The organism is Paraburkholderia fungorum (assembly GCF_902833645.1).
Classification (GTDB): domain Bacteria; phylum Pseudomonadota; class Gammaproteobacteria; order Burkholderiales; family Burkholderiaceae; genus Paraburkholderia; species Paraburkholderia fungorum.
Genome location: NZ_CADFGE010000002.1, coordinates 76,610 through 93,088 on the forward strand (window position 1 = coordinate 76,610; position 16,479 = coordinate 93,088).

Below are 16,479 nucleotides of genomic sequence, written 5' to 3' on the forward strand. Positions count from 1 at the left end.
ATGAGCCCCGTGTTTGTCATCACCGTCCTGTTGTGGTTGTCGGTGGCGGGTCTGGCGTTCGCGCTCGTCAAGCGCGCCGCGTACTGGCGCGAAGGCCGCGCCACGGCGGCGGGCGCGTACGGCTGGACCAATCTGCTGGCCATTCCGAAGCGTTACTTCGTCGATCTGCATCATGTGGTGGCGCGCGACCCGTACATCGCGAAGACCCACGTGGCGACCGCGGGCGGTGCGATCCTGGCGATGGCGCTGGTGTTCGTCAACTATGGTCTCGCGATCTATTCGCCGTGGCTCGACAAGCTGATCTTTCTGGCGGCGCTGGTGATGCTGGTCGGCGCAGTGTTCGTCTGGCGCCGGCGGCATGGTGCGAAGGCCGTGCCGGCAAGACTCTCGCGCGGACCGTGGGATCATCTGCCGCTGCTGCTCGGGTCGTTCGCGCTTGGTCTGGCGTTGTTTATCGCGCTGCCGGCCGCGGCGATGTCGGGGGCGCTTGCGATTATCGTCGCGCTGCTGATCGCGGTGGGCGCGTTCACGATGACCTTCGGCGCAGCGCGCGGCGGCCCGATGAAGCATGCGCTCGCCGGTCTGCTGCACCTCGCGTTTCACCCGCGTCAGGAGCGCTTTGCCGAGCGTAACGACAACGACCTCGTGCCGCCGACCGCATTGAAAGTGCCGCTGCTCGACGCGAAGGAATACGGCGTGGGCAAGCCGGTCGAATTCCGCTGGAACCAGTTGCTGAGCTTCGACGTCTGCGTGCAGTGCGGCAAGTGCGAAGCGGCATGCCCCGCGTTTGCCGCCGGGCAGCCGCTCAATCCGAAGAAGCTGATTCAGGATCTGGTCACGGGCATGGTCGGCGGCACGGACGAAGCCTACGCGGGCAGTCCGACCCCCGGCATTCCAGTGGGCAAACACGGCGGTGCGCCGGGCAAGCCGCTCGTATCGAGCCTGATCGAAGCGGATACCCTGTGGTCGTGCACCACCTGCCGTGCCTGCGTGCAGGAATGCCCGATGTTGATCGAGCACGTCGACGCGATTGTGGATATGCGCCGCAACCAGACCTTGGTCGAAGGCAGCGTACCTGGCAAAGGCCCGATCACACTCGCGAATCTGCGCGAGACCGGGAGTTCGAACGGTTATGACATCGGTGCGCGTTACGACTGGGCCGTCGATCTGCAGGTACAGGTCGCGCAACCCGGGCGCCCGGTCGACGTGCTGCTGATCGCCGGCGAAGGTGCGTTCGACATGCGCTATCAGCGCACGCTGCGCGCGCTGGTCAAGGTGCTGAATCGGGCGGGAATCGACTACGCGGTGCTCGGCGGCGTCGAAACCGATACCGGCGACACGGCCCGGCGTCTGGGCGATGAAGCCACCTTCCAGCAACTCGCAGCGAAGCTGATCGGCACGCTCTCGCAGTACGCATTCCGCAAGATCGTCACCGCCGATCCGCACGTGCTGCACAGCCTGCGTAACGAATATCGCGCACTCGGTGGTTTCTACGAGGTGCAGCACCATACCGCGTTGATCGAAGAACTGGTGGCGAGCGGCAAGCTGTCGCCGAAGGCGGTTGCCGCGTTCGCGGACCGCAAGATCACGTATCACGACCCGTGCTATCTGGGCCGTTATAACGGCGAGACCGAAGCGCCGCGCCGGCTGCTGAAGAGCATCGGCATCAAGGTGGTCGAAATGGAACGCAACGGCTTGCGCGGGCGGTGCTGCGGAGGTGGCGGCGGTGCGCCGTTGACCGACATCCCCGGCAAGAAACGCATTCCGGACATCCGTATCGACGACGCCCGCACGGTAGGCGCCGAGATCGTTGCGGTGGGCTGCCCGAATTGCACGGCGATGCTCGAAGGCGTGGTCGGCCCCCGTCCGGAAGTGCTGGACGTCGCCGAACTGGTTGCGGCAGCGCTGGAGTAACGCCATGAACATGCTCAAACGAATCGACCCGCGCCGGCCGTTCACGATCACAGCCGACGGACTCAGGCGCATTACGCTCGGCATGACGGGCGTCGCCGGCGCGACGGAATTCGCGGTGCATGGCGCCTCGGGGCCGGCGCATCGCGAGCATGCGAAGCCGCGCCGCACAACCGCGGCAGCGCAGCGCGTGCTGCTGGTGGCCGCGCACGCGGATCGCGGCGCGCTGGACGATCACGCGCGCCAGGCTCTCGCCGCGGCCGCGTTGATCGCGAACCCAACGACCGAAGTCGTACTGCTCGTATTCGGCGAATTCGCGGGCGATGCCGCCGCGCTCGGTGCCGACAAGCTGATCGAACTACCCATGTTCGACCGTCGTGTCTTTGCGCCTCTGGACGAACTGAACGCACTGGCCGCGTGCGTCGCGGCCTATGCGCCAGCGCACATTTTCCTGCCCGACAACGTCACCGGCGACGGCGATCTCGGCCGCCGCTATGCGGCAGCCGCGAACGCGAGCGTCGCGACGCACGTGGTTGAAATCGATGCCGCACATGTCGCGTCTTATATTCAGACGAATACGGCGTTCGCCGTGCGTGCGTTGCCCGAGGTCGTGCTGCTCGCGCCGAATGCGGTCGATCCGAAGTTGCCGTTCGTCGGCGCGGGCGAGCGGGTGGTGTGGCGTTTCGATGGCGAAGCGGCTTCCTCGAAAGGCATCGTGCGCGATCTCGGCATCGAGGAGATGGACGCGGCGCAGCTCGCGCTCGAGGAAGCGGATTTCATCGTCTCGGCAGGCAATGGGGTTAGCGATGTGCCGGCCTTCGAACGTCTGGCGGCTACGTTAGGCGCCGCGATTGGCGCAAGCCGCGTTGCCGTGGACGACGGCAAGTTCAGCCGCGACAAGCAGATCGGCGCGACCGGCAAGACCGTCGAGGCGAGCGTCTATATCGCGTTCGGTATTTCCGGCGCGGTGCAGCATCTGCAGGGCATCAAGGATTGCCGGCATGTGATCGCCGTGAATCTCGACGCCAGTGCGCCGATCGCCAAACGCGCGAATCTGACCGTTATCGGCGACGCGGGAGAAATCATCGCGGCGCTGAATGAAGCCGCGGCGGCTGCGCGTAGCGCACGCGGCACCGGTGCGGCGATATTGAATTCACCGGCTGTTGCGGAAGGAGCACTGGCATGAAGATCGCCGTACTGGTTTCGGTGGGGCGGCACCCGGTCAGCGGCACTGCGCGTTACAGCCGTAACGACGCCGCCGCGCTGACAATGGCGCTTTCGCTCGCCAGAACACACGGCGCGACGCTCGACATACTGCATGCGGGCGATGCGTCCAATCCGGCGTTGAAGGAATACCTCGCGCTGGGCGCCCATGCGGTCGAAGTGCTCGAAGTGCCTGCTTCTGCCGGACTGCCAGGCGATGCGGCAGCGCCGCTCGCCGCGCGGCTGCGCGGTTACGACCTGGTGTTGACCGGCACTCGTGCCGAAGGCGCATTCGACAGCGGCATGCTGCCGTATCGCGTCGCCAGTGCGCTGGAGATGCCCCTGGTCGGTGCCGCCGTCGATCTGACACTGCGCGACGGTTGCGCGGAAGTCCGGCAATTCATGCCGAAAGGTCTGCGCCGGCGCGTCGAAGTGCGGCTGCCGGCTTTGATCGCGGTGCACCCGATGGCCAACGCGGCGCCGACCTACGCCTATGCGAGGTTGCGCGAAGGCACCATCCGTCCGGTCGTGGAGAAAACACCGGCAAGCCCGGACACTGCCAATGCCGACGCTCTCGCCTGGACGACCCGTCCCGCGACCGCCAAACCGGTGCGCCTCGCCGCCGCCGAGAAGCGCTCGGGCCATGCCCGCATGCTCTCGGCGACGACCACGGAGAGCCGTGGCGGCAGCGTCGTAATTGAAGGGAGTTGCGTCGAAAAAGCACAAGTGATCCTTGCGTATTTGCGCGAGCATCAACTCGTGGATTACTGATTTCCGGTTCGGGCGAGCATGCGACCAGGAGGGCCTGGCGCGGCGCCAGACGTGACATGCAACGGAGCACACAATGAAAGTTTCGGCAGACGTTCGCGCAATGATCGAACGCCGCAAGAGGAATCACACGCTGGAAGCGCCGTTCTATACGGGCGAGGAAATTTTCGCGCTCGACATGGAGGCGATTTTCCGCAAGCACTGGATCCAGGTCGCGGTGGAACCGGACGTACCGGAACCGGGCGACTACATCACAGTGGAAATCGGCAGCGACTCGATTCTGATCGTGCGCGACGACGACATGCAGGTGCGGGCGTTCCATAACGTCTGCCGCCATCGCGGCGCACGTCTGTGCAATACGGATAAAGGCTCGCTCGGCAATATCGTCTGCCCGTATCACAGCTGGACCTACAACCTGAACGGCGATCTGATGTTCGCCGAGCATATGGGCGATCAGTTCGATCGTTGCAAGCACAGCCTGAAAGCGGTGCATGTCGAGAACCTGGCCGGGCTCATCTTCATTTGTCTCGCGGACGAGCCGCCCGCCGACTTCGCCGTAATGCGCGCCGCAATGGAACCGTACCTGTTGCCGCACGATCTGGCCGGCTGCAAGGTCGCGGCATCGATCGACATCATCGAAGAGGGTAACTGGAAGCTCACGATGGAGAACAACCGCGAGTGCTACCACTGCGTCGCGAATCATCCGGAGCTGACGATTTCGCTTTACGAATACGGTTTCGGCTATCAACGCACGCCCGCCAACGAAGAAGGCATGGCCGCGTTCGAAGCCACCGTGGCGCGCCGTACCGCGCAGTGGGAGGCGATGAAGCTGCCGTCGGCGGAGATCGACCGGCTGGCGGATCTGGTGACGGGTTTCCGCACGCAACGCCTGCCGCTCGATCGCGACGGCGAGTCGCAGACGATGGACGCGAAGGTGGCGTCGAAGAAACTGCTCGGCGGTTTTGAGCAGGCCGATCTCGGTGGTCTCTCGTTCTGGACGCAGCCCAATTCGTGGCATCACTTCATGAGCGACCATATCGTCAGCTTCTCGGTGATTCCGCTGTCGGCGGGTAAAACGCTCGTGCGTACCAAGTGGCTCGTCCACAAGGATGCGCGCGAAGGCATCGATTACGACGTGAACAATCTGACGGCCGTGTGGCGCGCCACCAATGACCAGGACCGTGCGCTCGTGGAGTACTCGCAACGCGGTGCGACCAGCAGCGCCTACGAACCGGGCCCGTATTCGCCTTTCACCGAAGGCCTCGTCGAGAAATTCTGCGAGTGGTATATCGGCCGCATTGCGGAGTACAGCAATGCACCCCAAACCCATGATGCCGGCGATGCGCCGGTTTCGCACGGCGAAAAAGTCGTGTCTTTTATGCGCTGAGCGCGATACCGCAACCAGGAGCGGGAGAAAACAATGATGCGCGATCAGGCGACGCTTCAGCTCAGTCCCGAGCTGGTTGCGAATCGTGAGCTTGCAGGCAGCGGGACGTCAAGCCGCGTGACGCAGCCGCGGTTCTGGGAGACCTTGCCGGCGCGTTGGAACAGCGATACCGACGACACGCTGGTGTGTTGCCTCGTCCGCCAGGAAACGCACGACGTCAAGAGCTTTTTCTTTCGTGCACCGTCCGAACGCGCGTTTGTGTTCGAACCGGGGCAGTTCATTACGCTGGAACTCGAGATCGACGGCGAGGCGGTGAATCGCTGCTATACGATTTCGTCGCCGCCCACCCGTCCGCACACTATTTCCATCACCGTGAAGCGGGTGCCGGGCGGCAAGGTGTCGAACTGGCTGCACGACAATCTGCATGCGGGCATGCAGGTTCGCGTGCTGGGGCCGTCCGGCGAGTTCACCTGTGCCCGGCATCCGGCGCGTAAGTTTCTGTTTCTGTCGGCGGGATCGGGCGTGACGCCGCTGATGTCGATGAGCCGCGCGCATCATGAACTCGGCGAAGATAGCGACATCGTGTTCGTGCACAGCGCCCGGACCCCGGACGACATCATCTTTGCGCGCGAGCTCGATCTGATTGCGTCGAATCAGGCCAATTTTCGCACCGCCTTCGTCTGTGAACGGCTTGGCGCGAGGACCAATTGGCCAGGCATCACCGGCTTTCTGAGCTTGCCCTTGCTTAAACTCATTGCGCCGGATTTTCTGGAACGCGAGATTTTTACCTGTGGTCCCGCGCCTTATATGCAGGCCGTCCGGAACCTGCTCGCCGAAGGCGGTTTCGACCGCAGCCATTATCACGAGGAAAGCTTCTCGTTTGAGACGATCAGCGAGGTGGCCGCGCAACTGACAACCGCGCATGTCGCGGATGCGTTACAGGCACCGACAGTCGCCGCTGAGCGTTTTACCGAAACACGTGAACAGGCGGCCGGATTCACGCCGGCAGAAATACCGCTCGAGACGGAAACGAAATTCAAGGTGAGCTTCGTCAAAAGCAACCGCGAGATCGAATGCGGCAGCGGGCAGCATGTACTGGATGCGGCAAAAAAGGCGGGCGTGCGGCTCGCAGCTTCGTGCACGCAAGGCATGTGCGGCACCTGCAAGGTCAAGCTGGTGTCGGGCGAAGTCGCCATGAAACACGCGGGCGGCATTCGTCAGCGCGAAATCGATCAGGGCATGGTGCTGCTGTGTTGCAGCAAACCACTGAGCGATCTGGTTGTCGATAAGTAAGACGAGAGCAGGCCCCGGGCCCCCGCCCAAGGTCGCCTGCGGACAACTGGATGTCGGAAAACGACGCTACCTGGCAATTCTGGCTGGGGATTCTAAATGCTCAATGGGTACAGGTTGTTTGGACGGCAAACGGGAGAAGGGCGATGAGACTGGTCAGAAAGATATTGATGTTGAGCGTGTTGAGCGCGGCGCTGGCGGCAAGCAGCGTAAGCGTGTCGGCCGATACCAAGCCGACCATCAAGATCGGTTACGTGGAGGGTTGGGACGACAGCGTAGCAACCTCGAACGTGGCCGCGCGCGTGATCGAAAAGCGCCTTGGCTATCAGGTGCAGCTCGTGCCGGTCGCGGCCGGTGTGATGTGGCAAGGTGTGGCGCGCGGCGACCTCGACGCGACGCTGTCCGCATGGTTGCCGGTCACGCATGGCGCGTACTGGAACAACTTCAAGGATAAGGTCGTCGACCTCGGCGCCAACTTCAACGATGCGAAGATCGGCCTGATCGTGCCGGAGAACGCCGACGTGAAGAGCGTGGGGGATCTCGAAGCGAAGAAGGCGGAATTCGGCTCGCGTATCGTCGGCATCGATGCCGGCGCGGGCGTGATGCAGAAAACCAGTGAAGCCATCAAGGCGTACGGGCTCGACTATCAATTGATGCCGAGTTCCGGCAGTGCGATGACTGCGGAGCTGGCTCGTTCGGAGGCGGCGAGCAAGCCGATCATCGTAACAGGGTGGAAGCCGCACTGGATGTTCGCCAAGTACAAGCTCAAATTCCTCGACGATCCGAAGAAGGTGTTCGGCGAAGCGGAGCATGTGGATAGCGTCGTCAATCCTCAACTGGAGACGAAGGCGCCTACGGTTGTCGCGTTCCTCAAGAAGTTTCAATGGAAACCGGGCGAGATCGACAGCGTGATGCTTGCCGCGCAAAACGGCGAGAAACCGACAGCCGCCGCCGATGCCTGGATCAGCGCGCATGGGGATCGTGTGGATAGCTGGCTGAAGTGATTTCGTGCTTTGTATGAAAGAGACGCCGCTCACATCGAGCGGCGTTTTTTTTCGTCAAGGAACGCCGCTCTTTTAGCGGCGTTCTATTTGGCGGCTATGGTGGCTCGCGCGGCTATTTCGGCTATTGCAGCACCACGGTCCGATCGCCGTTGATGAATACCCGTCGCTCGATAAATGCCTTCACGGCGCGTGCAAGCGTGATGCATTCGACGTCGCGTCCTGTCGCAAGCAGGCGCTCCGGGCTGTATGAGTGATCGACGCGCTCCACGACCTGTTCGATGATCGGACCTTCGTCGAGATCGTCGGTCACGAAGTGCGCGGTGGCGCCGATCAGCTTCACGCCGCGCGCATGCGCCTGGTGATAGGGCTTCGCGCCTTTGAAGCCGGGCAGAAACGAGTGATGGATGTTGATCGCGCGGGCCGTGAGCGCGCGGCTCGTCTCGCCGGAAAGAATCTGCATGTAGCGGGCAAGGATCATCAATTCGGCCCCTGAAGTGTCGAACAGATCGAGCAGACGCGCCTCCTGCTGCGGTTTGGTATCGGCACTGATCGGCAAATGATGGAAAGGCAGACCGTGCTGTTGCGCGAGCGGTTCCAGATCGCGATGGTTCGAGCCGATACCGACAATATCCATCTTCAACTCGCCCATTCGCCAACGGAACAGCAGATCGGCGAGACAATGTTCGAGTTTCGACACCATGATCAGCACCTTCGGCCGCGTGCCGACGTCATGCATCGCCCAGGTCATCCGGAAACGTTCGGCGATCGCTTCGAATTCGCGCTTGAGTGCCGCGATGTGCAGGGTCTCATTGGGATCGACGCCATGAAACACGCAGCGTACGAAGAAGCGCTCGCTGAGGTCGTCGTCGAAAACGGTCAATTCGTCGATATAGCAATGATGCCGGTCGAGAAAGCCGACGACGGCGGCAACTTGGCCCGCCGCACTCGGACAGGCGACCGTGAGAACCAGTTGATCGGGACGGGAATCGACGGACATGCGCACTCCACTGGGGGCTATGGGGCACACCGCGGGGCGCGGTATGCATCATCGCAGTAGAGCAAATCGGCGGGGTACGGGGATAGAAGCTAAACGCCGTCGCGCTGGAATGGGAGCGTCAGAGGCGGGCGGGGCGGCGGAGGCCCGGAGCGCCCCGGGCACAGCTCAATTTCAGGCGTGAGCAGGCGCCGCGTGCAACTCCAGACCAAGAGCGCGGATCACCTTGATGATCGTCGCGAAGCTGGGGTTGCCATCTTCGGAGAGTGCCTTGTACAAGCCCTCGCGCGAGATCCCGGTATCGCGGGCGAGTTGCGCCATGCCGCGCGCACGCGCGATCACGCCCAACGCATGCGCGAGGAATGCAGGATCGTCGCCGCCTTCGACCAGACAGGCCTCGAAATACTCTGCCATGTCCGCTTCGGTCTTCAGGTGTTCGGCCGAATCCCATGGCCGGGTTTTGATTTTTCCCATTGTTCACTCCGATTCAAGGTTCGCCAGCATCTTGTGTGCGGCTTTGATATCTGCGGGTTGAGTCGACTTGTCACCACCACACAGCAGGATCACCAGCACTGCGCCGCGCTGCACGTAGTAGACGCGATAGCCGGGACCGTGATCGATCCGCAGTTCGATAATTGGCGCACCGGCGGAGTTCGTGTCGCCGGGGTTGCCCATCGCCAGACGGTCGATGCGGGCCTGAATGCGGCGCCTCGCGATCCGGTCTTTCAAGCCGTCGAACCAGGCGTCAAATGTCTCGGTGGTGCGGATTTTCAACATTCAGAAAGTGTAATCCATGGACTACACATGTGTCAACCGCAGTTCACACTTCGCTTCCGGCTCTCCGATGCTCGGCCCTCATTCTGCGTCGAGCCCGCACTCACCGATTAACCATTGGCGGAATGCGCTGACCGCCGGTGTCGCCGCGCGCTGTGTGACGAGCAGATAGCCGCGCTCCGTGACCACGGGCGTGTCGAACGGCTCGACGAGTTGGCCGGTGGCGAGCAATTCGTCGACCAGCGGCGCCCAGCCGAGCGCGACACCCTGGCCCATGATCGCTGCATGGGCGACCAGCGTAAAGCTGTTGAAGGTGATGCCGCGATGCGCGGCGGGCGCATCCAGCCCCTGCGCCGCGAACCAGTCGGCCCATGACAGCCAGCGCGCCGGCTGGGTGGGTTCGAGATGCAGCAGCGGCAAGCTCGTCAGATCGGACGGCTTACGCAACTGCGGATGCGCCGCCAGAAATGCCGGACTGCACACCGGCGTGACACGTTCCGGAAATAGCTTGAGCGCGCCTCGCGCGGTCCAGTCCGCATCCTCGTCGCCGAACGCAATCACAACGTCCGCCTGATCGTGCGAGGGATCGAATACGGTTTGCGACGTGATGATCTTGACGTCGACGTCCGGCATCAACGCCTTGAATTGCGACAGGCGCGGCATCAGCCAATAGGTGGCGAAGCCGAAATCGGTGGAGAGCGTGAGGGTTTGCGGCGTGCGCCGTGCGCGAATCTCGGCGGTGGCCACGCGGATGGTGTCGAGCGCGTTGCGCACTGCTTCGAAGAGGCATACGCCGTCTTCCGTCAGCGTGACGCCACGATGGCCGCGTTCGAAAAGCGGTGCGCCTACGGCTTCTTCGAGTTGCACCACACGCTGACTGACCGCCGGCTGCGTCGAGCCCAGTTCACGCGCGGCCGCCGTGAAACTCGCAAGCCGCGCGGCGGATTCGAACATTGTCAATGCCTGCATTGGCGGCAAACGATCCTGCCTCGACATAAGGCCCCCTTATAGGCACATAACGATTTGCCGTCTTCACAGCTTCGAATTGGACGGCAATAGTGGTGTTCATGCGGGGCCGGCGTGCCGGCTATTCCGCTTGCAACGACACCTGCATCCGCATTTGCGATTCTATTCGAGGCGCGCCCCAATGCTTGAAACGAAACAGAATATCCTCATTCTGATGGCCGATCAGATGACGCCGTTTGCGCTGGCCGCATATGGACACCGTCTGACGAAGGCCCCCAATCTCGATCGCCTCGCCAAACAGGGCGTGGTATTCGACTCGGCGTATTGCGCCAGTCCTCTATGTGCACCGTCGCGCTTTTCTTTTCTGTCCGGCAAGCTGCCGTCCGCGATCGGCGCCTACGACAATGCAGCAGAATTTCCGTCGCAAACGCTGACGTTCGCGCACTATCTTCGCGCCCTTGGGTATCGCACGATCCTGTCCGGCAAAATGCATTTCTGCGGCGCCGATCAGTTGCATGGTTTCGAAGAACGGCTCACCACCGATATCTATCCCGCCGATTTCGGCTGGACGCCGAACTGGGACGATTTCGAAACACGTCCTACGTGGTATCACAACATGAGTTCGGTGATCGACGCCGGCCCTTGCGTGCGTACTAATCAGCTGGATTTCGACGATGAAGTCACCTTCACCACGCGCCAGAAGCTGTTCGATATCGCGCGTGAGCGGCATGCAGGCAAAGACGAACGGCCGTTCTGCCTCGTCGCTTCGCTGACGCATCCGCACGACCCTTACGCGATTCCTCAGAAATACTGGGACCTGTACGCCGATGAAGACATCGCATTGCCCACGCATCGCGATTCGCTCGATGAAGCCGATCCGCATTCGAAGCGTTTGCGGCATGTATGCGAAACCGACCGCACGCCACCGACCGAGCAGCAGATCCGTGATGCACGGCGTGCTTACTACGGCGCGATTTCCTACGTCGACGACCAGTTCGGTGCGATTCTCGAAGCGCTCGAACAGGCGGGGCTTGCCGAAAATACCATCATCGTGGTGACGTCGGATCACGGCGAGATGCTTGGCGAGCGCGGACTCTGGTACAAGATGACTTTCTTCGAAGGCGGCTGCCGGGTCCCGCTGATCGTGCATGCGCCGCAGCAGTTCGACGCGCATCGGGTACGCGAGTCGGTCTCGCATCTCGATCTGTTGCCCACGCTGGTGGAACTGGCGCGCGGCGGACAACCGGCGCGTTGGCCGGATTCGCTCGACGGTCAAAGTCTCGTCCCGCATCTGCGCGGTACCCAAGGCACCCATGATGGGCATGACGAAGCGATTGGCGAATACCTGGCGGAAGGCGCTATTGCGCCGATTGTGATGCTGCGGCGCGGGCGCTTCAAGTTCATTCATACACCGGCCGATCCTGACCAGCTCTATGACGTGGCAGCGGACCCGCTCGAACGCGAGAATCTCGCGACACACGCCGCCTACGCCAGCCAGGTTGCGGCGTTGCGCGAGGAAGTCGCGCGGCGCTGGGATCTCGCCGCGCTGCACAACGAAGTACTCCGAAGCCAGCGCCGCCGCCGGTTCCATTTCGAGGCCACGACACAAGGCACCGTCGCATCATGGGACTGGCAGCCGCATGTCGATGCGAGCCAGCGCTATATGCGCAATCACATCGACCTCGACACGCTCGAAGCAATGGCCCGTTTTCCCGCTGTAACGCGTTGATTCTCCACTTACGGTTCAAGCCACTTATCCTCCCAACACCCTCTCAGCTACAGGAAGCCGACATGATGAAAAAGCTCTTCAAACAGGCTGTATCCGGCGTTGCGCTGCTATGCGCGGCGGCCACCTTCGCCGTGGCGGCCGAGCCGCAATCCTGTACGCAGGTGAACATGGCGGGGCCTGGCTGGACCGACATCGACGCCACCAATGCGATGACCGGCGTGTTGCTGAAGGCGCTCGGCTACCATCAGAACGTGGCGAACCTGTCGGTGCCGATCACCTACCAGGGCCTCAAGAAAGGGCAGATTGACGTGTTTCTCGGCAACTGGATGCCGGCTCAGGCACCGCTAGTCAAGCCGTTCGAAGATGACAAGTCGATCGAAGTCGTGCATCCGAACCTGAGCAATGCGAAGTTCACCCTCGCCGTGCCCGACTACGTCGCGGCTGCGGGGGTGCATTCGTTCGCGGACCTCGCAAAGAACGCCGACAAGTTCGATAGCAAGATCTATGGCATCGAACCGGGCGCGCCGGCCAATCAGAACATCAAGAAGATGGTCGACGACAAGGCGTACGGGCTCGGCAACTGGAAGCTGGTCGAATCGAGTGAGACCGGCATGCTCACGCAGGTCGAGCGCGCCGTGCGGGACAAGAAATGGATCGTGTTCCTTGCATGGGAGCCGCATCTGATGAATACGAAATTCAAGCTGACGTACCTGGACGGCGGCGACAAGTACTTCGGGCCGAACTACGGCGGCGCCACGGTCAATACCGTTGCGCGTAACGGCTACGCCGAGCAGTGTCCGAATGTGGGCCGCCTGTTCAGGCAACTCACGTTCAATGTCGATCTGGAGAACGGCGTGATCACCGAGGTGCTGGAAAAGAAGACCGGTATCGATGCGGCCGCCACCGAGGCGCTCAAGCGCCACCCGGAATTGCTGAAATCGTGGCTCGACGGCGTGAACACAGTCAACGGCGCCAACGGCCTGCAAGCCGTGCAAACCGCACTGGGCGTGAAATAAGCGTGGCGTTTCACACATCGAGGTCGCTACTCGACAGATTCATGTCGCATCCGGTCGAATCTTCATAAATCTGGACTCGTATTCTTTAGCCGTCGATGCAAACATGACAAATCGTTACATGCATCGCCGATAGCTTCAATTCGTTTCAACCAGTCTCAGCCGATTTCGAACTGCCCGTCATGCGAGAAGCGCGGTGCGTTGCAAGACAACGCGCAGCGGAGATCGCTTTATCCAACGAAATACGCAGGCAAAGAGCAGGGGAGAATTAGATGAAGAAGAGAAATGCCGTTAGTCTTTCGGGACTTGCTCTCGCGGCAAGCGCGGTATGTGCGCCAACGGTGGCCCATGCGCAAAGCAGTGTCACGCTGTACGGGATTCTGGATGCCGGCATCACCTACGTGAACAATGCCGGGGGCGCACACCAGTTCAAATTCGACGACGGCATTTCCTACGGCAACCGGATCGGCTTTAAAGGCGTAGAAGATCTGGGCGGCGGTTTGCAGGCGGTCTTCGTACTCGAATCGGGTTTTCACCTGGGCAATGGCCAACTGGGATTCGGCGGTGCTGAATTCGGACGCCAGGCTTACGTGGGTATCAAGAACGGCTGGGGTACTTTCTCGTTCGGCAATCAGCTCGATATGACGGAAGAGTTCGTCTACCTGTACAACATTTCGGCATGGGCGAGCGGTTACGCGATCCACCAGGGCGACTTCGACCGGATGAACGGCGATCGTCTGCCGAATTCAGTGAAGTTCCTGTCGAACGATTTCTCCGGCTTCACCTTTGGCGGCATGTACTCGTTCGGCAACACCGCCGGCGACTTCCATCAGAAGAGCGCATGGAGCGTCGGCGCGCACTATGACCATGGTCCGTTCAACATGGGCCTCGCGTATACGCAGTTGAACAATCCGTATGGTATCTATGCCTTCGACCCGTACGCGATGATCGGCACGCGGACTTTCCTCGGCCAACCGACCGTGTCCGTCGATCCGGCCACGGGCGCGGTGACCGATCTGTATAGCGCGTCGGCATTTCCGGTGGATAAGCAGGGTGCGTTCGCGGTCGGCGCCGCTTATACGATCGGCAACCTGATGCTCACGGGCGACTTCACGTACACGACGATCAAGGGCTTCGGACAGACCTCGCATATGCAGGTGTACGAAGCGGGCGCGTCGTATAACTTCACGCCGGCGTTGTCGCTTTACGGCGGCTATCAGCACACGAGTTTCGAAGGCAATCACTGGAACCAGGGCTCGCTCGGCTTGCATTACCTGCTGTCCAAACGTACCGATGTCTACGTTTCCGGCGACTACCTGCGAGCCTCGAATGGCGTGAACGCGGTGATCGGCTACAGTTTCGCACCGTCGACGTCGAATACGCAGTCTGACGTGCGGATCGGCATGCGGCATTCGTTCTAAGGGTTTTCAGCGAATTGACGCGGGCGGCTTCCCGGATAGCGGGAGCCGCCCGCTGTCGTTTCGGCGGCCATCGAGGCGGCCGCCGTTATGCATCCGCGTTTTCCTTACTCCAGAAATCCGGCCGCGCGCCGATATGCAGCCGACCGCCGCGAATCGATCGCGTCTTGTCTGGCGCAAAGCCCGCGCTATGCGCTCAACGTGTTCCAGTTCTCGCACGCGGCAACGCACTGAGCGTGCCCGCCGAGCTGCGCCCCTCTCGGTACTGACACGCATTGCGCCCGCTCGTGAACATGTGCGAGATTGCCGTCCAGATCCCGGCAAAGAATCGCGTTGCGGACCGGTTGCCGCAGCCTTACCCGAAAGTGCCGGGATACCAACGCCGACGGCGCGGATAACGCAAAGCGAGGAATCCTATGTCCCAGCAGAAAGCAGCCGAAATTGCCGCGCGGCTCGACCGTTTGCCGCCATCGCGCACCATCTGGACGATGGTGATCCTGATCTCGCTTGGCGGCGTGTTCGAGTTCTACGACCTGTTCTTTACGGGTTACGTTGCGCCGGGTATGAACGAGTCCGGGCTTTTCAAGCCTGAATCGCTGGGCTTTCTCGCGTCGCTTCAACCGCTGGCCGTGTCCGGCTTTGGCACCTTCGTGTTCGCGACGTTTGCCGGTCTGTGGGTGGGCACGCTGGTATTCGGTTATGTCGCCGACCGCTTTGGCCGCCGTCTGGTCTTCACGTGGTCGCTGATCTGGTACATGGTGTGCACGATAATCATGGCCTTCCAGTCGTCCGGGCTGGGCCTCGATATCTGGCGCTTCATTGCCGGAATAGGGATCGGGGTCGAGCTGGTGACTATCGATACTTACATTTCCGAACTGATTTCAAGCGGCCAGCGTGGACGCGCTTACGCGGTCAATCAGTTCATCACGTTCTCCGTTGTGCCGGTGGTGGCGTTCCTTGCCTTCGTCTTGAAAGGCACCCGGCCGCTAGGGCTCGACTATTGGCGCGTCGTCATCCTGATTGGCTCGGTAGGTGCAATCGTGGTCTGGATCCTGCGGCGCCACATTCCTGAAAGCCCGCGCTGGCTGGCGCGGCATGGCAAGGTCGACGAAGCCGAGCGCATCGTTGCGGATATCGAGCGCCGCGTGGTCGCGGAAAAAGGCATTCAACTCGCCGCACCGCAGGCCGTCATGCCGGAGAGTCAGGCGGCGGGCACGTTGCGAGAAATTTTTACGTCCCAGTATCGCCGCCGCACGATCATTCTGTCGATTTTCAACATGGCCCAGGTGATCGGCTTCTACGGCTTCGCGGCGTGGGTGCCGACGCTGCTGATTCACCGCGGCATTCATGTGACTGCCAGCCTCGGCTACGCCTTCGTCATTGCCATTGCCAACCCCTTTGGCCCACTGCTCGGTACCTGGTTTGCAGACCGGGTGGAACGCAAGGTTCAGATCATTGGCGGTCTTGTCGTCATGGGCGTGGTGATTGCGGTGTTCTCGCAAGCTTCCGAGCCCTGGCTGCTGATTGCGCTCGGCGTTCTGTTCACGCTGTCGTCGAACATCATGTCCTACGCGTATCACGGCTACCAGGCCGAGCTATACCCGACTCGGGTGCGCGCGCGCGCCATCGGGTTCGTCTACTCGTGGAGCCGGATTTCCGCGGCTTTCGCCGGTCTTGCGATCGGGGTTTTGCTGCACGGCTATGGCGTACCCGGCGTCGCGGTCTTTATCGGTATCTCGATGATCGTCGCGATCTGCATGATTCTGCTCGGACCGCCTACTCGCGGGCTGGCTTTGGAGGCGATCAGTCACTGAGTTTCGGGCACCTTTCTTTGGGAACGGCATCGCCTGCGCCGGCGCGCGGCGTAGGCGTTGGCCGGCCGCGATCGGCTCACTGCCACGCCGGTCGATCCTCTTGCACGGCTTAATGTGTCCGCAAGGGTTTGTCTCTAGACATATCCGCACCGTCCATGTCGATAAACAGAGCGGGTAGCCGTGTTCAGGCAACGGCTCGCCGATCCCC

At 61.7% G+C, this 16,479-nt stretch carries 14 protein-coding genes; 10 read left to right on the forward strand and 4 right to left on the reverse strand.

The features are described 5' to 3' along the window. From HWX91_RS07080 to HWX91_RS07105, 6 genes are all read left to right on the forward strand, one after another. Window positions 1–1,914 carry a (Fe-S)-binding protein gene (locus HWX91_RS07080; RefSeq protein ID WP_028194442.1) on the forward strand — a complete coding sequence of 638 codons (1,914 nt, stop codon included), beginning with the start codon at window positions 1–3 and terminating at the stop codon, window positions 1,912–1,914. A gap of 4 nt (window positions 1,915–1,918) precedes the next feature. After that, entirely contained in the window at window positions 1,919–3,097 is a 1,179-nt protein-coding gene (locus HWX91_RS07085; protein ID WP_028194443.1) for an electron transfer flavoprotein subunit alpha/FixB family protein, read from the forward strand. After that, a complete protein-coding gene (locus HWX91_RS07090; RefSeq protein ID WP_028194444.1) occupies window positions 3,094–3,885 on the forward strand; it encodes a drug:proton antiporter in 792 nt (263 codons plus the stop codon). The genes HWX91_RS07085 and HWX91_RS07090 overlap by 4 nt, the downstream gene beginning before the upstream one ends. A 73-nt stretch (window positions 3,886–3,958) precedes the next feature. Further along, window positions 3,959–5,269 (forward strand): aromatic ring-hydroxylating oxygenase subunit alpha, encoded by a 1,311-nt coding sequence (locus HWX91_RS07095; RefSeq protein ID WP_028194445.1) that lies wholly within the window; start codon window positions 3,959–3,961, stop codon window positions 5,267–5,269. Window positions 5,270–5,302: 33 nt separating this feature from the next. Next, a complete protein-coding gene (locus HWX91_RS07100; RefSeq protein WP_028194446.1) occupies window positions 5,303–6,562 on the forward strand; it encodes an FAD-binding oxidoreductase in 1,260 nt (419 codons plus the stop codon). Window positions 6,563–6,705: 143 nt separating this feature from the next. Next, entirely contained in the window at window positions 6,706–7,563 is an 858-nt protein-coding gene (locus HWX91_RS07105) for a glycine betaine ABC transporter substrate-binding protein (protein WP_028194447.1), read from the forward strand. A gap of 121 nt (window positions 7,564–7,684) precedes the next feature. Here the strand turns inward: HWX91_RS07105 and purU are convergent, their stop codons facing one another. From purU to HWX91_RS07125, 4 genes are all read right to left on the reverse strand, one after another. Further along, the gene (purU, locus tag HWX91_RS07110) at window positions 7,685–8,560 is read right to left on the reverse strand and encodes a formyltetrahydrofolate deformylase (RefSeq protein WP_028194448.1); all 876 of its coding nucleotides are present in this window, start codon (window positions 8,558–8,560) and stop codon (window positions 7,685–7,687) included. Window positions 8,561–8,731: 171 nt separating this feature from the next. Then, window positions 8,732–9,031, reverse strand: coding sequence for an addiction module antidote protein (locus HWX91_RS07115; protein WP_028194449.1), 300 nt, complete (start codon window positions 9,029–9,031; stop codon window positions 8,732–8,734). 3 nt (window positions 9,032–9,034) lie between these two features. Continuing rightward, window positions 9,035–9,334, reverse strand: a complete 300-nt coding sequence (locus HWX91_RS07120) for a type II toxin-antitoxin system RelE/ParE family toxin (RefSeq protein ID WP_028194450.1) — start codon at window positions 9,332–9,334, stop codon at window positions 9,035–9,037. A gap of 78 nt (window positions 9,335–9,412) precedes the next feature. Then, on the reverse strand, window positions 9,413–10,327 hold the full coding sequence (locus tag HWX91_RS07125) for a choline sulfate utilization transcriptional regulator (protein ID WP_028194451.1): 915 nt from the start codon (window positions 10,325–10,327) through the stop codon (window positions 9,413–9,415). 151 nt (window positions 10,328–10,478) lie between these two features. Here HWX91_RS07125 and betC point away from each other — a divergent pair, with 151 nt between their 5' ends. The 4 genes from betC (at window position 10,479) to HWX91_RS07145 (ending at window position 16,271) form a co-directional block, all read left to right on the forward strand. Continuing rightward, a complete protein-coding gene (gene betC, locus HWX91_RS07130; protein WP_028194452.1) occupies window positions 10,479–12,026 on the forward strand; it encodes a choline-sulfatase in 1,548 nt (515 codons plus the stop codon). Window positions 12,027–12,088: 62 nt separating this feature from the next. Further along, window positions 12,089–13,042, forward strand: a complete 954-nt coding sequence (locus HWX91_RS07135) for a choline ABC transporter substrate-binding protein (RefSeq protein WP_244144016.1) — start codon at window positions 12,089–12,091, stop codon at window positions 13,040–13,042. A gap of 269 nt (window positions 13,043–13,311) precedes the next feature. Next, window positions 13,312–14,460, forward strand: a complete 1,149-nt coding sequence (locus HWX91_RS07140) for a porin (RefSeq protein ID WP_028194454.1) — start codon at window positions 13,312–13,314, stop codon at window positions 14,458–14,460. Between the two features lie 413 nt (window positions 14,461–14,873). After that, window positions 14,874–16,271, forward strand: coding sequence for an MFS transporter (locus HWX91_RS07145; protein WP_028194455.1), 1,398 nt, complete (start codon window positions 14,874–14,876; stop codon window positions 16,269–16,271). The last annotated feature ends 208 nt before the right edge of the window (window positions 16,272–16,479 follow it).